Genomic DNA, 17,869 nt, shown 5'->3' on the forward strand with positions numbered 1-17,869 from the left:
CGTGTAGCTATTTCCGTAGTAACAGGTTGATTTTCTATTTACGAAATGGCCCTGGTATCAGTTCCTACCAAATTTGCTTTCCCAGGCTTTCATGCCGCCTTCCAGGGAAAGGGCATGGACGCCTCTTTTTATTAATGCTGCTGCCGCTATGAGGCTCAGTCCTCCGGCGCCACAGATGGTGACTGCGAGGGTGCCTTCCGGTATATCAATGGCATCCAGTGCGGAATAGTCGCCTTCACGTAGATGGTTATACGCATCTACAAACTGACTGCCTGCTATTTGCCATTCTTCTCTTTGTGCTTTCGGACGAATATCCAGCATTGTTACAGCCTTTCCTGTTGCCAGCATTTCGTGCAGTTCTTCCACTGTTATGATAGGATTGCTCATGATTTACCTACTTTATTAAACTCAAAGGTAGGAAATAATATCAACTATTCAATAATTTCATTGAATAGTTGATTTATCGGGAGATGAAAGTCGCTTTGATTATATAAGTCACTTAAAACCAGGGAGTGGTGAATGGGGCTTCTCCAAAAATAGAGAGGCCACCTCTTGGGGAGGCGGCCTCTTTATGGGTTAAGGAAATATTTGGAATAACTAAACAAAGGACGAAAGGCCGTAGACGTTAGGTTAAGTTCAGCCTACGGGTCCAGGTTTTTCAATTGATTATTTTACTATCCTTTCTGTAGATGAACTCTGGTGCAAAAATATATGCTCATGGCGGATTTCATGGATTTTGAGCCTCTACAAGGTGACTACACTACATCATTTTTTGCATCTACAAAACATCTACAAATGTTATTTTTGCCGAATGAACCGTATCCAAAAAAGCCTGGTATTACTATTATGTACCCTGATGGGCTTGTTGTATAAAACTAACGTGGTTGCCCAAACGGTGGTAGACTCACTACAGAAAGTGTTGGCCCAACCTACGCTCACACCGGAGGAGCAGGTGTTGACCCGGTTAAAATTGAGTCGTGCCCTATTGAGTACAGACCGCAAAGGCGCCTTGACGAACGCGCAAGTGGCCTTGTCTATGAGTCACTCGTTGAAGGACAGTAAGTATGCCGCACAATCTCATTCCTCTTTGGTGTCTATTATGTATGGGCAGGAAGATATTAAAGGTGTAAACCAGCAACTGGACAGTGCCTTTCTATTAGCGGAGCAATCCGGCGATCCACTCACTATGGAGAATGTTTGGTACCGTAAAGGTTGGATGGAAACGAGAGTGGGCAAGCCACATGAGGCGGTGAAGAGCTTCCAACAAGCCTTGAAATTCGGAGAAAAAAGGCCTCCTAACAGTTATACCACCAGCATATATTATAATCTTTCGGCTATTTACGCAGATTGGGACGACCTGGATAACCAGTCCAGATACGCGTTTGCCTGCTTGGATGCGGCCAAGCAAGTCCAGGACCCGGATGATATCTGTAATGCCTACCAGGCCGTAGCTACCAGCTATGAGCATAGGTTCGGCAAGGATAATAATGCGCGGGAACTGTTGGATTCTTCCCTGTATTACAATCGCTTAGCGATTCAATTTTATCAGCAAAACAAGAACCGGATCAGTTTTTCCAGTACGCTAGGGGTGATTGCTCTCAATACCGCGAATCTCTATGCGGAGTTTTTCCCTCGCAATTTCCGCGATTCCGCCCAACATTATCTGAAGATCGCCCAGGATATTGGAATTGCTACCAATCAACAGGAAGTAATTGCCAGTAGTTACGGTATGCAAAGCAGCTTCGAGCTAGCGGATGGTCATTATGATGCAGCGGCAGGATTACTACTAACGGGATTGCATATACTACAGGAATCGCCGGTACCAGATAATAATCTGATGGCGCATTTTATGAGTAGTTTGTCGGAAGTCTCGGAGAAAAAAGGGGACCTGGCAGGCGCCCTGCATTATGAAAGGGAACATACCAAATACTATGCTGCGGCCTTTGATGCAGAAAAAATGGCCATTGCGAAAAGACTGGAAGCCCAGTACCAGACCCAACAAAGAGAACAACAACTGCTAACATTGCAGGAAAAAGCGGCTTTCAATAAGAAACTGAATATTGTCTATATCATATTAATCATCGCTTCTATATTGGCGTTGATCTTCCTGTTCCGATCTTACCATTTTCACCTCAAATCCACTATTCAGCAGCAGGCATTGTTGGAAAAAGAAAAGCAGGATGCCGTATTACAGGTGCGTCTGAAAGAGGAAGAAGCAAAAACATTGGAGTTGGAAAAACAGGAAGCTGCCCTTCAAGCACAGTTGCAAAGCGAGGCGGCAGCCCGATCATTGGCGGAGCAGCAATTGATACAGGCGCAGAAGGAGCAACTCCAGAAAGACTTACTGGCGGGCACTTTGCAAGTGGAACAAAAGAATGAACTGCTGCAAACCCTCCAAGCCAAATTGCAAGAGAAATCTGGCGACCGTAACCTGATTGGGCAGATCAATCGTATGATAGACCAGGATCGGCGGATGGATGAGGATTTTGAAACGGCGAAAACAGAATTGGAAAATATTCATCCGGAGTTCTTCTCCCGATTACAATTGAAGGCGAATAATAGTCTTACCAGACTTGATTTAAAGCATTGTTCTTATATATCTATGGGGTTGTCGACCAAGGAAATTTCTTCGAGGTTGGGAGTGGCGCCTAAGAGTATCTTGATGTCGCGGTATCGAATCAAACAGAAGCTGGGACTGGGGAAAGACGAGGGGCTGGATGCCTATTTGATGAAAGAAGCAGGTAATTAAAACAATAAAACGGGGCCGCTGCTATAGCTCGCGGCCCCGTTTTATTAAGCTTCCTGTAAGAAAGCGAATTTGTTTTGGAAGAATTTACCAATTACGGGAATTGGTTTTTGTACACCGTTATTGGCATTGATGATTCCAAAAACCATAAAGATAATCGGCAATAATCCTGCAATGGATAAAATACCAGCCAGGGCAGCAGGTAAGATCGCAATCACGATACTCAGAGCAATACACCACACCATACCAGCGATGGCCAATCCGAGGGCCTGTTCCAGGTGATAGCTTACCAGGCTGCTTTTATTGTCTTTACTTTTCACATATGCTACAATCCATCCGATAATTGTGATATAAGCGATCATAGCCCATTGATTTGTTTTCATAGCTGAGGTTTTTTGTTTAAGAATGATTTCCAGCAAAATTAGATCGCCGGCCCTTCAGCGCGAAAAATGTAGCTACTACAAGACATCTACAATTTGCAGAAAATAGCGCTACAAAAAAACTACAATGGTTTTATATGATTGATTATAAATTAATTGTAAATATGTAAAATGTGCATATTAGTATATGCGTCTACGTGGTAGTATGTTCAACGGGGAGACCTCTGAGTGCCCAATCGGGATAGCCTTCGTTCATTCGCACAGCATTAAAACCTTTCTTTTTCAGCATGGCCACCGCTTCATCGGCGTAGACACAGAATGGTCCGCGGCAATAAGCGACGATCATTTTATTTTTTTCCAGGTGTTTTAATTGTTCGTTCAGTTTATCTACAGGGGCAGAAATAGCCCGATGGATATGTCCGCGGTTATATTCCTCTTCTGGTCTTACATCCAGGAGGATGACTTCCTCTTTCTCGATCTTTTTGACAAGGGAGGCCGCATCTACAGAGGTCACTTCTCCATGGCCTTTTCTGAAATCGGTGACTACTTTTTCAACTTCCGCATTGTATTCCAGTCCTAATTCCCGGAGTCCTGCCCAAGCATGGAAGACGCTTTCTCCTGCCAGGCTATAATGAATAAAATTGCCGTTCCGGCTGATCTTAACCAGTTTGGCATGCTTTAATGTCTGCAAATGTTGGGAGGCATTGGCAACAGACATACCCGTGTAATGGGCGATTTCTTCCACTGAAAATGGCCCTTGCGCCAAGAGGTCTATGATCTCCAAGCGATGGGGATTACTCAAAGCTTTGGTTACTTTGGATAATTCCCCATACACTTTATCTTTAAAATCTCTCTTATTCATACCATGATAATTTGACCAGATACCCTGCCCCTCAAAGCGATCATTTCTTTCTCCGCTGCTCACTTGTAAAATTCATAAATGAAGTGCTGTTTCGGATATTGCTTGTCCTTTCTGCAAAGGTAAATAAATCTATTCAATGGATAAATTGAATGGTTTTTGGGTGGGGAAAAGGCAGTAGGAGAGACTGTTATCTCCCTAAAATAATTTATGGAACTCGGGATGCAACTTTAATTTAATCCATTCGTCTTTATCCAAATATTCCACCTATATGCAATTGAAAACTGTATTAATAATTTCGGGATTGTTGTTTTCCTATACCGTCTTTGCACAAAAACCTATCCCTGTTATCCGGGCTACTGCCAAAAATGTAAAGATTAAAGTTGACCACCAATTTACCAATGACAATTGGACGATTGCACCGGAAGCCAAACCGGATATCTACCTCACTTCCGGGAAAACGGTAACGTTCCTGACGGATATCGATTCCATTACTATCCGTGTAAATCAGGCAGTTCCGAAGGATTTTTATATTCTCTTGAATGGAAAAGATTCCGCGCTGACGAGGGTGAAGTATCAGCCATCCCGACTGGAGATGTTGAAACAAGGCAAAGCCTATAATAATAATGAAAACAAGGCATTACCAACGTTTACTTATTTGTCGGCCGAAGATCCTGCGCTAAAAAAGATTCGTCAGGATCTTAACCTGGATTCCATTGCAGGCAAAGGAAATGAGGTCTCCCAAATGATCAATCTGATGCAATGGGTGCATAATGTTATCAGGCATGATGGTAATAGTAATAATCCCAAATTAAGGAATGCTTTAGATATCATCAGTGTATGTCATAGTGAAAAACGCGGTGTGAACTGTAGGATGATGGCTACTGTATTAAATGAATGTTATCTGGCTATGGGCTTTAAATCCCGGTTTATCACCTGTATGCCTAAAGAGCTGCAATTTGACGATTGTCATGTGATTAATATAGTCTATTCAGAAGAACTGCAGAAATGGGTTTGGATGGACCCTACTTTCGGTGCTTATGTGATGAATGAAAAAGGAGAACTACTGGGCCCACAGGAAGTACGGGAACGCCTGATAAATAACAAACCGCTGATCCTGAATCCAGAGGCCAACTGGAACCGGTTGGTCACTAAAACGAAAGAACAGTATCTTGAAAAATATATGGCTAAAAATCTGTATCGTATAGAATGCCTCGTAGCCAGCGGTTATGACAGTGAAACCAGAATTGCTGGTAAAGAACTGGCATACATTCAGTTGGTACCACTGGATGCACTGAACCAGAAAGGGGAAGTATCAGAGAGTGGAAAAGTGACAGTTACCCATGAAGTAACAAATAACCCGAATCTCTTCTGGAAAAAGCCATAATATAGCATGCGCTTGTCTTGTACGCAAGACAAGCGCATTTGTTCCCCCAAATATTTCGTATATTCATTTCCGTTTTAGGGAGATGAATGCTGCTCCCCACCGCATTTGTTTCACGTAGCTACTGTAGTATCAATATTATGCCTATCTGAGAGTATATAGCTTTCCTATAATTGTCAGATAAAAACTACTAGACAACATTATTATTTTTCCGATGAAGCATATTATCATTTTTATTTTCCTGCTGTTTCCCGGCTTCCAATTGCGGGCGCAGATTATAAAATTCACATCGCTTCATCCTCCCAATGTATGGATAAAAACCAAATACTTTAATGGTTATGGAAAGGGATACTGGTTGCTGGAAAAAACAGATTCTTTGGGTAGAGTAGTGGAAGAGAAGTCTTACCAAAAGAAGGTGTTGACAGGGAAATACTTATATACTTGCAATGATCACAATGATCTAATCCTACGGGTATCTGTATACGATTTCAACAACCCCGGAAGAAAAGACACATTGGAAAATAAATATTCTTATCGTGGTGATATCATCACCAGGCTCGTTTGGCAGATAAATGCTATCACGCGGTTGTATGAGCTTAAAGCGCAGCATGATTCTGTATTGAAATATTTGCAAACTGATTATGCTGATACCGCGCTTACAAGAGTCACCGATTCTACTGAAAAATATACTGAACTGACCTATAGTAATGGCCTCCTCATTAAAAAAAAAGAAATAAACGGGAAACAGGACAGCACGACTACTCAATTTGAATATTTTCCGGATGGTCGCCTGAAACGTAGGGTTATTAACAGGGATCCTGAGCCAGCATTGAAAGCTGTTTACTTAGGTTCTCCGGGAGCAGATGATCAATCATGGTATTATGAATTTGACAAAAAAGGTCGTGTAATTCGCATGTATAATATTGTAAATGGAAAGACCTATCTGCGGAAAACATACAGTTACAGGAAAGTGAAGTGATATAACGGCATTTTTGTTATTAACAATTATTTCATCTGCAAATCATCCTCCTGCTGATTACTTTTGAATGGAAATTGACCGTATGGGAATCGACATGGGATGCCTTCCTGATGAAAAGGAGCTGATATACCAGCTAAAAACAGGAGATGCAGCAGCTTTCCGGGAAATTTATGATCGCTATTGGGAGCAACAGTATGATCTGGCTTTCTATAAGCTAGGATCTAAAGATGCTGCGGAAGAAATTACCCAGGAAGTATTTGTGACACTCTGGCTACAAAAAGATGAACTGGACCCTCAACGGCCGGTAGCAGCATGGTTATATGGTGTCTCCCGAAATCTGATTCTTAAAACCTTCCGTAAACAAGCTATTCATCAACGTTATCTCCAACAAGCCCAACTCACTGAAATTACCCACAATACCTCGGAACAACTGGCATTCAATGAACTGCATGCCATGGTGCATCAACAAATCAATCAGCTACCGGATAAATGCCGAGAAGTGTTTACGCTCAGTCGCGTGAACGGACTGAATACCCAACAGATCGCTGACACGTTGAATATCTCTCCCAAAACCGTTAACAATCACCTGGTGAAAGCGATTAAAATCATGAGAGGCAATCTGAAAGATTATATCATGATTATGGTGATCCTCACCGTTAGGCCGTAACATTAATTTAATACAGGATGCAGTAGGTGTTTCTTTCCTGCAAAGGTAAATAGTATGTGAACTGTTGCTATTACAGCAGTTGCACAAAGAATGTATGCAGGAAGATCCTATTATTCAACGCATAGATAGTTATTTATCCGGTCAGGCTACACCGGAAGAGGAAGCAGCGCTCCAGCAATGGTTCGATGAATTGCATACGCCGCCACTGGATGATTCCCAGGAAGATAAAGCCCAGTTGGGCGAACGGATGTATGCTGAGATCTCCGACCGGATCGGCATTACACCGGTTGTTAAGAAATTCCAGGTATCGCGTAGTACCTGGTGGAAACTGGCCGCATCTGTGCTATCGGCCGCAATTGTGACAGCAGGCGGATTGCTGTATAAAAGTAGGAGTCCTCAGAAACCGCCGGTAGCAAAGCTCATTGATGTATATACCCGCAAAGGTCAACTGACCAAAATTATTCTCACAGATAGCTCTGTGGTATGGCTGAATGCGAATAGCCATTTCCGTTATCCAGAACAGTTTGGCGCAAACCGTACCGTCTACCTGCAAGGAGAGGCCTACTTTGATATTCACCAAGATCCTGCACATCCATTTACTATTGAAAGTAATGGGTATCGTACACAGGTATTGGGTACCACTTTCAGTATTCGTTCTTATCCCGCACCGAATATCTACCGGGTCACGGTGGCTAGCGGAAAGGTAATGGTATGTAGGGCGCAGGACAGTTCCAAATTGGCTGTACTGACCGCCAATCAAGAGTTCCGCTTTAACGGTAACGATAGTACGGAGCTAGTTCGTAATGTGCATGCGGCTTCGGTGTTGTCATGGAAAGAAGGCAAACTCACTTTTGAAAAAGATCAGTTGAGTGAAGTGTTGGTATCGTTGGAAAATAGGTATGGTAAAAAGTTGGTGTTACTGTCGAAACATAAAGCAGCCATGGAGATTTCCGGCACATTCGACCGGAATCAATCGCTCAGCGATGTATTACATATTCTTTCGAAGGTCTATGGCCTTCGTCAGCAAAAGCAAACTGACGGCACTATTTGTATTAACTGACCAAAATATATATGCCATGACTGAGAGATTTACTTAAGAACAAAAAACCGGATAACGCAAGCGTATCCGGCTCGTCGCGATGCTGATGACACCAGGCCTGAGAAACCGCGTCATCCCATCGCTGTCAATTACTCACCCGAAGGATTAACTAATTAACAAGGTAAAAGTATGAATTTTTTCCTGGGGAAACCCTGTGCTTATTTAAAATGGGTTATGCGTATTTCTTTTTACGTAATGGTGCTGTCGCTCACAGTTACCAACCTAATGGCCAGCGTCGCTTCCAGGGGGCAGTCTGCCGATAACATTCGGATGTCGCTAGACATTCACGGACAGCCTCTGAGAACGGCATTGGAACAAATTTCCACCAAGTCAGGTGTGCGTATCTACTTCAATGATGAAAAAGTAGACCGGATCAAACAGGTTAGCGTGCATGCACAAGATGAACTGTTGATGGATATCCTGAAAGATCTCCTCTCTTCTTCAGGAATGGCGGCACAAATATATGCCGACAACAAAATCACCATCATTCCTGCCAGCGACCTGCCACCGCCTGTTAAAGGGGTTATTATCGATAAAACCACCGGCACTCCGCTGCCTGGCGTAGGCGTACGCATCAAAGGCAAGCAGGGAGGCGTTATCACGGATGGTAATGGTCGGTATACCATCAATATCCCTGATGGCGGCGCTACCTTGCTCATTACCTACATCGGTTATGAACAACAGGAACTGCATGTAGGCGCAGGTACTACTACATTGAATATCTCCCTGAAACCTTCGCGTACCCAACTGAGTGAAGTACAGGTACAGGCCCGTCGTAAAGCCAACACGGAAATGGCCGTGCTGTCTGAACGCCGCGCTGCCGCTATCGTGCAAGATGGTATCTCTGCTGCTAATATTGAGAAAACAGCGAGTATCACCACCACACAGGCATTACAACGCGTTTCTGGGGTAACAATTACAGATGATAAATATGTGGCGATACGTGGTCTCGGAGACCGCAGCGTTATTGGTCAGTTGAATGGGGTGCGACTCGCATCTTCCGATCCTGACAGAAGCGCTATTCCTCTGGACCTCGTTCCTGCTGGCCTTTTGGATAATATTACTGTTTATAAAACCTATACCCCCGATAAACCTGCCGATGCAGCCGCTGGTATCATCGAGCTGAAAACCCGCTCTGTTCCTGATTCCGCCACTTTCAATGTGACCGTACAGGCTGGGTTTAATTCCAATATCGGTCTCGGTGGAAAAGTGAACAGCTTCTATAATAGCGATCCTGGTTTCCTCGGACAGAAAGTAAAAAATGCCGGCCTTTCCAACGATTTCGTGCAGTTGGGAAAACAATATCCTGGCGGATTTTCTTCGGTGCAGTCTATGATTGCTAATAGCGGCAATGATCCTGCCATGCGACAAGAAGTAAATAGAATCAATGGCATCATGCATGGCTTTGATCCGGTACTCACTACCCGCTATACCACCGCGAAATTGAACCAGATCTATTCCGCAACTTATGGTAACAGTTTTACCATATTTAAAAAACATAAGCTGGGTGTTATTGCCGGCGTAAACTACTACCAACGTTCTACAGATATCCAAGGCGGTGATCTCACCCAGTGGAGCATCTATCAAGGGGTACTCACCGGAAATAACCAGGTGAGCAGTACCCGTATCATTCCAAATTATATCACTCCTAACAATATCAATCTGGGAAAATATATTTCCTATAAAGAAAATACGGGAACGTCTACACTAAACTATGGATTCCTGGGAGGATTGACCTATCGTGTGAATGCGCGCAACGAAATCAGTATGCAGTATATGGGTAGCCGCGGCGCCGAAGTGCAAGCCAGCAACCTCTATGGCGCATATGAATATACCGGACTCCCAGGAACAGTGAGCAATGTGGTGTACTCCCTTCGTCGTAGTTATCGTACCCTGAATACTTTTAACTTGCAAGGAGAGCATCGTCTTTCAGCGAGGGAATATGCACCGCGACTCAGTTATAATTTAGCTACTTCTACTTCCAGCCAGGATGATCCGGATTATCGTTTTGTGAACTTGGCTGCTTACAGACCCGCCGGTGGCGGCAGTTACACCGGCAATGGAAGTTTACCTAATACGGGTGGCGCGCCAGAAGGTACGCCTGTGTATTACTCCCTCGTTTCTGGCTATGTGAATGGTTATGGACCTTATGGTATCATTCAGGCTGATCCTAACGGTCGCCGTTATAGGAACCTGCATGAAACAAACTATAACTATAAAGCAGACCTCTCTTTCCCTTTCCGTTTATTCGGACAAAGACAGGAATTCAAAACAGGGGTGAACTATCTGCACCGCGATAGAACCTTTAATGAAAACGTGTTATCACTGCCGGGTTCGAACTTTTCTTCTACTGGTAATATGGCATTGTACACCGTTCATGGTAACCTGGACAGGCTCGTTGGGTATGATCAGATTGGTGTTAAACTGCCTGGTGGCGCCACCGGAGAAGGCCAACCAGCTATTGGTGGATTCCTTTATAATGCCCAGAAATCACCGAACAACTATAAAGGGTTTTATGAAACACGCGCCTTCTATGGCATGCTGGATCTACATTTGCTGAAGAACCTCCGTGTAACCGGCGGTACGCGATTTGAACTGACAGATATCCAAGCAGCCGTAGATACAGCCGGCGTATTCCTGGACCCTAGTTTGACCACACCTAACAAAGATGGTCAGACCGTGAAGTTGGTATTTACACAACCGAATTCAGTATATAAAACAGACTATACTCCTTACTATTCACTCAATATCACCTATAATCCTCAGCAGGACATGAACTTCCGCCTGGGCTACAGTACAACGCTTGCCAGACCAGAGTTACGGGAGATCACCAATGTGTTCGAGTTTGATCCGTTTCAATTTGCATTAGTGGTAGGTAATCCTAAATTGGTGAACCAAACCACTACTAACTACGATTTTCGTTGGGAATGGTTTCCTGCTGCAGGAGAGGTGATCGCTGCTTCCGCGTTCTACAAGGAAATAGACCACCAGCTCACTAAAGTTTACAGCGCTAATTCTACCGGACTGGATGCGCGTTTCCCAGAATTCCCTTCTATCCGTTTTGAAAATGATCCTAACAAAGGACGTGTATACGGTATTGAGCTGGAAGTAGTGAAAAACCTGGGCAGATGGTGGCGTCCGTTGAAACATTTCAATCTGGGTAGTAACCTCTTGCTGGCACAGAGTGAAATTAAAAAATCAACTGAACGCCTAAATGATTCCAGGATTGTAGACAGACGTTCTCCTTCTAATAGTCCGCTCTTTGAACAAGCGCCTTATTCTGTGAACGTATGGCTCAACTACAGCAATCCTGCGAGCAGAACAGACTTGACGCTCACTTTCAACGAAGTAGGAGAGCGACTGATCCAGATCAACCTGACAGGGGAACCGGATTTGTATAGCAGGCCAGCGCCGGTACTGGACTTCGTTTTCAGTCAGTACCTCACTAAAAGATTACAACTGAAAGGATATGCCAAGAACATCCTGAACCCAGCATGGCAAGAAGTGTATGCCAACCCAGGAACAGGTGGTAAGTATTATGGGAATACGTATATCCGTCGCAGTTACTACCGCGGTACGGAGTTCATGATTGGCCTTAACTACAATATTTTCTAAAGTGACAGCCCGAAAAAATATGATGATGAAAACTGCAAAATATCTTTCGGCCATGCTGCTGTTAGCCAGTATGTGGGCTTGTAAGAAAGATAAAAAAGACTTTGTCTACATAGAGCAGACGGTTCCACCCTTAACCTCATCTACCGTTAGGCTGATGAATTACGGGAGAGGAGCCACAGAACTGACTATTAACGATACGCCACTGACTAGTTTTATTGCACCCAGTATTGAAGGAATATATACAGAGGCAGAAACCAGACCGACGATTTATTTCAGCAATGGCCGGTTGGGTAAGACTTACACCATTCCACAGCGCTTTATCCGCCAGGATGGTACGGCGAATGTAAAGATGGGCTCGATGGCATATGGCATGAAAGACATGCAATATCCGAAGGTATTCCAGGTAAAAGAGAATGTGAGTGTACCTACCGATTATTATAATGTGTTGTATGGAGACCACAAGTCATCTGACATAATCGGCTCTGACAGCTTGTTTGCGATTCCTCGATCTGTTTCACCCCCATCGGACCCTAAGCATTTCCGTATTCGCTTGCTGAACCTTAGTTCTGCACCGGATAAAGTGGGATTGGAAGGGAATATGACACTGGTGTTTGCAGACGGTACGCCCGTTAGTGGCATGACCAGTCATGTAGCCACTGGTAACTACTCCGACTATACCGAATTACCTTATGGTACCTATCAGTTCAAAGTAATCACAGATGACGGTAAAGTATTGCCGGCAGTACCTGTGAACCCAGATGAGCAACTGAAAACACTGAATGGCACCACCGCCACCATGACAGTAGGGAATAATCCGCCAACAGATTTATGGCTGACCTATGCCCCTAGTCAGACCTTCCAACCCGGAGGCGTATATACGGTGATGGTCTGTGCTAGCAGTGCTTTCGATTACTATCCAGCAGGAAATAATACCAGTAGCCAGACAACGCTGAATGCCTATCGTATTATCCCGGATATTAAGGAGTCCCTGAATATCACTTGGGGTAGGATACAAGCAGTCAATGCATACCCTAGCAATAATATCCGTGTTAGCGTGGATAATCAGCCGATACAGGAAGATGTATTGGCCTTTGGGAATGCGTCTCCCTATAAAATCTTTATCACTGGCAATCATATCATACAGGTTACGGACGCTAGTGGTAAATCGCTGGGATCCACTACTGTGAATATTTCCGGCAGTGATAACTACAGTATCTGGTGTTATCCGGATGCCACAGGCCAACCTGTGGTAAAAGCCGTTGCCAATAACCTCAGTGGTAGTTTTTACGCCAATCGCAACAATAGTGGGGATGATGGCTCTGCCAATCAATTCAAGGTAACCATGCCTTTCTGGATTCGCTTCCTGAACCTGAGTACAGATATCCCTGAAGTAACCTTTACGGGTGCGGATGGCCAGTTGTTGAACAGCTTCCTTACTTATAGCGGAACTGCCAGTCAGCGCTTACAACAAGGGCAAATTATCACTACCAACCCATATATGTTGTTTAGTCCTGTGCTCGGTGTAAACAAGCTACAGGCGTATGCATCAGGGCCTAATATGTTACCAGGTAACTGGATTCAAGCGATTCCTTCATTGAAGGGTACTGATTTTATCGCTCGCCCAGACCTATATAAAACCGTCAACCTGCCACCTTATGAATGTGGCGTGTATACGGTAGCGTTAGTAGGTTCTTTGAATCCTAAGAAAGCAGGAGACGTACCTGCGAAAATGATCATCATTAAGCATAACCAATAATTCACTGCAATGAAAATAACATATCACTTCCTGTTGCGATGGATGGCTGGTGCAGTACTGTTACTAACTGCATGCAGGAAAACAGATTTCCCGGAAGTAAGTTCCCCGGCCTATCTGCGGGTATTCAATTGCCTGACTTATAATATCACTATTGCCAATAAAGATGCACCGCAACCATTTCTGACCATGCTGGTAGATCCACAATTGGATGCTTCCGGTGCGCCTATAGGAGCGGCTATCACTTTCGATTTCATGGATGTACGCGGCGAACTGGCCCGTCCTTACCCGGATGCAGGTAATACCGCGCTGTTCCAGAAAGATTTCCCAGGAACCGCCAAAATCCCTGTGGGGCCTATTGTTAACGGTTATGACCTTTCCGGTTATGGGATGATCAGCAGTGGTACACACCGTTTCATGTTTGTGACGAGGCCACGTAGTACCCAGGCATTCTACTCGCTGTCTGCGGACATCCGTAAGCATATATTGGTGGATACTACGGTAAGACTGGATCAAGGAGAAGTATATACGATGAATGTGTTGGAACAGTCTATCTATACGAGGAAAACAGGCGTTTATCTGCGCCAGGAACAGTTTACAAAATTGCCTTTGTCGGACTCCCTGGTATATGTAAATTTTTATAACCTCAGCTCAGAGGGCTTTTCAGATACTTACAACTATGGCGCGTTGAATTCTTGGTTTAACCGGGCGATACGTGATACTATGAACGTATACTATTCCCTGTTTGCTACCAATAGAAGAAGTATCAATGGCTACAGGAACGTATTCACGTCTAAGCTGATTCGTTCACAGGACCCGGTGGTACATCCGTATAGTAGTTTCCCTTTATTCCCGGATACCACTGCTAGTCATATCTACGCCGGTACTACAGGACAGGTGCTTACCTTCTTGCTGCCTGGTGTACCGCCTGAAACGCCGTTTGGTAATAACCAGGAAAGCTATGGCCTGTTTACTTCGCTGGCCATTGGTCCGGAAGCGCCGATTGGGGTATTCAATACCATGGCAGATATCAATAGCGGATTAGTGATATCTATTCGCTCTGGTAAATATAATCCACGCTCATTTGCCACTGTCAATACGGTGGAATACGTTAACGGGAACTTGTATATCACTACGCTGCAACGCAGGTATGATCCTCCCATTTACAATTAATCTGATTATGAAACGTAGTACCATACTATATATGCTGTTGATTTTCCTGGGAGCTGCCAGTTGCCGGAAAACAGATCTGACAGTAGAACAGGAACGCAATAGTGAAATCAGATCGGCGGGGGATTTTATCCGCAATAACTATGATCTGAGCCTGCTGGCAGCGGCTTTACAACAAACTGGTTATCTGGATTCCCTGAATGCCACAGATAAACTGTTTACCATCTGGGCGCCAGACAACAATGCGTTTAACAACATCGGTATTAAGTCCGCATCAGATTTTAAAGCTATGAATACAGACAGTTTACGTACTGCTGTGAAAAATCTCATCATACCAAACCGCGTATACATCACGGATTTGCCATCCCAGTTGGATAATATTTATACCGCATTGGGTGGTGGACCGCTTTATATTTCTGTAGTCGTACAGGGAAAGAACGCAGATGCGTACAAAACTTCTGTAAGTGGCTGTGATGTATACGATGCGCCTAAACGCAATATCGCGCTGCGTAATGGGGTATTGCATGTACTGCAATCTGTGCCTAAAATCATATCAAGTAACATACAGGATTTTATTGCGGCAGATACGAGTCTCACGCTGTTTGCACAGCTCATGAAGAAAACCGGCCAGTGGGATGCACTGAAAACCGTGCAACCATTGACGGTATATGCCCCGCAGAACAGTGTCTTCCTAAACTATCAACTCACTGCTGATAGTATCAACAGATTGGATGTAAAGCGATACAGGCCGGTGGCATTCAATGTTTACACATTGGCATTACAGCAGCACCACCTGTTCTCCAACGATCTACAACTGGTAGGTGGCGCCAACGACAGACTGTTAATAGATGGTTACGGCGTAGCGCCTGCCAAAACTATTACCATCTGGGCGCCAAATGGTAGATGGGGATACCACGGACCCAATAATATTGGCATGGCCGGAGGAGACGCTGGTAAAGACTTTCAGCTCAATAACGGGGTGTTGCACCGTATCAATAATATCATGTTGTATCCAGATTCTTTGCTGATCAAATAACCGGTAATCATGAAATTTAGAAAGATAATATATACACTGGCGTTAGTAGCCACCTGTTGGACGGCCTGTACCCAAAAGGATGCACAGGTAGCTCCAATCGGTAAGCCCATTGATTATGTAGGCCCGGCTAAAACGATTCGCCAGCTCCTGGACAGCACCAATTGTACTATTTACAAGGCTGCCTGGAAGAAAATCAATATGGATTCCATCATCAGTGCGCAGGTATTACAAGCCTATACGTTGCTGGTACCCACAGATGCGGCATTTAATAATGCAGGCATCACGTTGGATAAAATTGCCAGTATGTCTGTGGAAGACGTGGATACGCTGCTCCTCTTTCATACCTTGAATACTTGGGTGCCAGCGGCTACCATCAAGGGTATCAGTGGCAGTATGTCCGTAAAAAGCTTGCTGACAAGAGGGGATTTTTCAGATTATAACTCCTGGACTACCTATACCTATTTCCAGTATATCGGCGTGCATAATAATCAACTGATGTTGAATGGTAAAGCACATCCATATAAAGCGCTGGAAGGTACGAACGGCACTATTTACCTGCTGGATGAAGTACAGAAAAAGGCAGAAACGGATATGATCGATTACCTGCAATCCAGTCCTGATTTCACTTTCCTGTTGGAAGCTTGTCGCATCAACGATAGTATATACCAGCAAACATGGGGGCAGCAAGGATTTCTGAAGTTACTGACCACCAGTACCAGATGTTCTCCTTTTACCTTTTTTGCGCCTACCAACAGGGCTTTTCAAAAGGCAGGATTCAATACGATTGATGATCTGCGCCAAAGAGCGCTCTTGTATGAAGTAGACTGGCCAAATTATGATGATAAAGGCTACTATCGCTATACCTACACCTCGCTGGATACCATGTTGCTGGCACATCACCTGGATTATACCGGTGCGGAACCGGCGAACTATAACATGGTGATCTTTAGCAATGACATGCAGGATAATCCTTCGTTGTCCAATTTTATGATCACACCTGGACGCCAAAGTGGAGAGCCGCCGAAATATATTCGACTGAATTTCTCCAAAACAGGAAATACCATAATGGTAAAAGAAATTGGCAGTACAGTAGGCGCATTGCCGCTGAAAACAACAGACCTGGTATTCCGGAATGGTGTGATGCACATTATAGACGATGGATTGCTGCATCAATAATTTCTCCTTAAACTTTAAGACAAGATGAAAAAACATATACTGTCTGCCGCTTTGCTGCTGTCGCTTTTCGCCTGTAAAAAAGATAAGGAGCCCGCAGCGCCTGTTGGCGGTAGTACCAATAACCTGCTGTATGTGATAGAAGATAACAAGTTTAACTTCTCTTATTTTAATACAGCCCTCACCGTTACCAACCTGGGTAAAAGTCTTACCGCAGCGGGGCCATACACCGTATTGATCCCGGATAACAGTGCCTTCCAGCGGGCGGGGTATAATTCCATTGATATGGTATCGCAGGAAAGCGGAATTGTATTGAAAAATATGGTACAATACCATACCCTGAACGGCCAATGGCAACTGGATAAACTGCCTTATCGTTTTAATCAACAAATCACTACGGTAGCAGGTACACAACTCTTCGTAACCCACTGGGTAAAAAATAATGATACCATCATCACCATCAATGGCACACGGGTTACGGCTCAGAATATGCCTGCCAGCAATGGTTTGATACAGGTCATCAATGCGGTGATGCAACCGCTGACGCAGGATAAAATCAGTGACGCTGTTGCAGCAGATCCGTCGCTGACCTTCTTCAATGCCGCACTTCAACAGGCGGATATGAAAACGTTACTGCGCGGCGATGGACCATTTACCATTTTTGCTCCTAATAATGATGCCTTTAAGAATGCAGGATTCCCATCTACAGACAGTATCCGCAATACAGATCCGGCGGTACTGAAAAACCTCCTGCAGTTCCATATCCTGAATAACCGCCGGTTTATATATGACTATGTGCTTTCCACCGGCGACAATAATATCACCAGTCAGACAATGTTAAACAACAGTACCACTACGGTTAATCTATTATCTAACGGCGTCGACTATACGGGAATTACAATTCAAGGAGCTGGTAATACCACACCCTGTCAGGTGTTGAAATCCAATGTACTAGCCAATAATGGCGTACTGCATGTCATAGACAAGCTATTGATGGAAAACTTCTAA

Annotated in this window: 14 protein-coding genes; 11 read left to right on the forward strand and 3 right to left on the reverse strand. The window is 44.3% G+C overall.

Annotated features, from left to right (window positions below):
• Nucleotides 1-57: 57 nt before the first annotated feature.
• The gene (locus tag JO154_RS04310) at nt 58-387 is read right to left on the reverse strand and encodes a rhodanese-like domain-containing protein (protein ID WP_291942191.1); all 330 of its coding nucleotides are present in this window, start codon (nt 385-387) and stop codon (nt 58-60) included.
• 424 nt (nt 388-811) lie between these two features.
• On the opposite strand from JO154_RS04310, the gene JO154_RS04315 reads away from it, so the two are divergent.
• Nucleotides 812-2,749 (forward strand): LuxR C-terminal-related transcriptional regulator, encoded by a 1,938-nt coding sequence (locus JO154_RS04315; protein WP_291942194.1) that lies wholly within the window; start codon nt 812-814, stop codon nt 2,747-2,749.
• Between the two features lie 44 nt (nt 2,750-2,793).
• Here the strand turns inward: JO154_RS04315 and JO154_RS04320 are convergent, their stop codons facing one another.
• Both JO154_RS04320 and JO154_RS04325 read right to left on the reverse strand, forming a co-directional pair.
• Nucleotides 2,794-3,129: a DUF4870 domain-containing protein gene (locus JO154_RS04320; RefSeq protein ID WP_291942196.1), complete on the reverse strand. Its 336-nt coding sequence runs from the start codon at nt 3,127-3,129 to the stop codon at nt 2,794-2,796.
• Nucleotides 3,130-3,319: 190 nt separating this feature from the next.
• Nucleotides 3,320-3,988 (reverse strand): metalloregulator ArsR/SmtB family transcription factor, encoded by a 669-nt coding sequence (locus tag JO154_RS04325; RefSeq protein WP_291942199.1) that lies wholly within the window; start codon nt 3,986-3,988, stop codon nt 3,320-3,322.
• Nucleotides 3,989-4,256: 268 nt separating this feature from the next.
• On the opposite strand from JO154_RS04325, the gene JO154_RS04330 reads away from it, so the two are divergent.
• From JO154_RS04330 to JO154_RS04375, 10 genes are all read left to right on the forward strand, one after another.
• A complete protein-coding gene (locus tag JO154_RS04330) occupies nt 4,257-5,372 on the forward strand; it encodes a transglutaminase domain-containing protein (RefSeq protein WP_291942201.1) in 1,116 nt (371 codons plus the stop codon).
• A gap of 211 nt (nt 5,373-5,583) precedes the next feature.
• Complete coding sequence (locus JO154_RS04335; protein WP_291942204.1) at nt 5,584-6,348, forward strand: hypothetical protein; 765 nt, start codon at nt 5,584-5,586, stop codon at nt 6,346-6,348.
• Between the two features lie 67 nt (nt 6,349-6,415).
• A complete protein-coding gene (locus JO154_RS04340) occupies nt 6,416-7,015 on the forward strand; it encodes an RNA polymerase sigma factor (protein ID WP_291942206.1) in 600 nt (199 codons plus the stop codon).
• A gap of 94 nt (nt 7,016-7,109) precedes the next feature.
• The gene (locus JO154_RS04345; protein WP_291942209.1) at nt 7,110-8,075 is read left to right on the forward strand and encodes a FecR family protein; all 966 of its coding nucleotides are present in this window, start codon (nt 7,110-7,112) and stop codon (nt 8,073-8,075) included.
• Nucleotides 8,076-8,288: 213 nt separating this feature from the next.
• The gene (locus JO154_RS04350; RefSeq protein WP_291942211.1) at nt 8,289-11,729 is read left to right on the forward strand and encodes a TonB-dependent receptor; all 3,441 of its coding nucleotides are present in this window, start codon (nt 8,289-8,291) and stop codon (nt 11,727-11,729) included.
• 25 nt (nt 11,730-11,754) lie between these two features.
• Nucleotides 11,755-13,485, forward strand: coding sequence for a hypothetical protein (locus tag JO154_RS04355; RefSeq protein WP_291942213.1), 1,731 nt, complete (start codon nt 11,755-11,757; stop codon nt 13,483-13,485).
• A gap of 9 nt (nt 13,486-13,494) precedes the next feature.
• A complete protein-coding gene (locus JO154_RS04360) occupies nt 13,495-14,655 on the forward strand; it encodes a hypothetical protein (protein WP_291942240.1) in 1,161 nt (386 codons plus the stop codon).
• A gap of 7 nt (nt 14,656-14,662) precedes the next feature.
• The gene (locus tag JO154_RS04365) at nt 14,663-15,688 is read left to right on the forward strand and encodes a fasciclin domain-containing protein (RefSeq protein WP_291942243.1); all 1,026 of its coding nucleotides are present in this window, start codon (nt 14,663-14,665) and stop codon (nt 15,686-15,688) included.
• Nucleotides 15,689-15,697: 9 nt separating this feature from the next.
• A complete protein-coding gene (locus JO154_RS04370) occupies nt 15,698-16,864 on the forward strand; it encodes a fasciclin domain-containing protein (protein ID WP_291942246.1) in 1,167 nt (388 codons plus the stop codon).
• Nucleotides 16,865-16,888: 24 nt separating this feature from the next.
• Nucleotides 16,889-17,869, forward strand: a complete 981-nt coding sequence (locus JO154_RS04375; protein ID WP_291942249.1) for a fasciclin domain-containing protein — start codon at nt 16,889-16,891, stop codon at nt 17,867-17,869.

It is taken from the genome of Chitinophaga sp. (assembly GCF_019236475.1).
Classification (GTDB): domain Bacteria; phylum Bacteroidota; class Bacteroidia; order Chitinophagales; family Chitinophagaceae; genus Chitinophaga.

Coding starts and splice junctions, on each gene's coding strand:
- JO154_RS04325 (WP_291942199.1), bottom strand. CDS start 3,988: ATGAATAAGAGAGATTTTAAAGATAAAGTGTATGGGGAATTATCCAAA.
- JO154_RS04315 (WP_291942194.1), top strand. CDS start 812: ATGAACCGTATCCAAAAAAGCCTGGTATTACTATTATGTACCCTGATG.
- JO154_RS04335 (WP_291942204.1), top strand. CDS start 5,584: ATGAAGCATATTATCATTTTTATTTTCCTGCTGTTTCCCGGCTTCCAA.
- JO154_RS04345 (WP_291942209.1), top strand. CDS start 7,110: ATGCAGGAAGATCCTATTATTCAACGCATAGATAGTTATTTATCCGGT.
- JO154_RS04340 (WP_291942206.1), top strand. CDS start 6,416: ATGGAAATTGACCGTATGGGAATCGACATGGGATGCCTTCCTGATGAA.
- JO154_RS04360 (WP_291942240.1), top strand. CDS start 13,495: ATGAAAATAACATATCACTTCCTGTTGCGATGGATGGCTGGTGCAGTA.
- JO154_RS04320 (WP_291942196.1), bottom strand. CDS start 3,129: ATGAAAACAAATCAATGGGCTATGATCGCTTATATCACAATTATCGGA.
- JO154_RS04375 (WP_291942249.1), top strand. CDS start 16,889: ATGAAAAAACATATACTGTCTGCCGCTTTGCTGCTGTCGCTTTTCGCC.
- JO154_RS04350 (WP_291942211.1), top strand. CDS start 8,289: ATGCGTATTTCTTTTTACGTAATGGTGCTGTCGCTCACAGTTACCAAC.
- JO154_RS04370 (WP_291942246.1), top strand. CDS start 15,698: ATGAAATTTAGAAAGATAATATATACACTGGCGTTAGTAGCCACCTGT.
- JO154_RS04355 (WP_291942213.1), top strand. CDS start 11,755: ATGAAAACTGCAAAATATCTTTCGGCCATGCTGCTGTTAGCCAGTATG.
- JO154_RS04330 (WP_291942201.1), top strand. CDS start 4,257: ATGCAATTGAAAACTGTATTAATAATTTCGGGATTGTTGTTTTCCTAT.
- JO154_RS04365 (WP_291942243.1), top strand. CDS start 14,663: ATGAAACGTAGTACCATACTATATATGCTGTTGATTTTCCTGGGAGCT.
- JO154_RS04310 (WP_291942191.1), bottom strand. CDS start 387: ATGAGCAATCCTATCATAACAGTGGAAGAACTGCACGAAATGCTGGCA.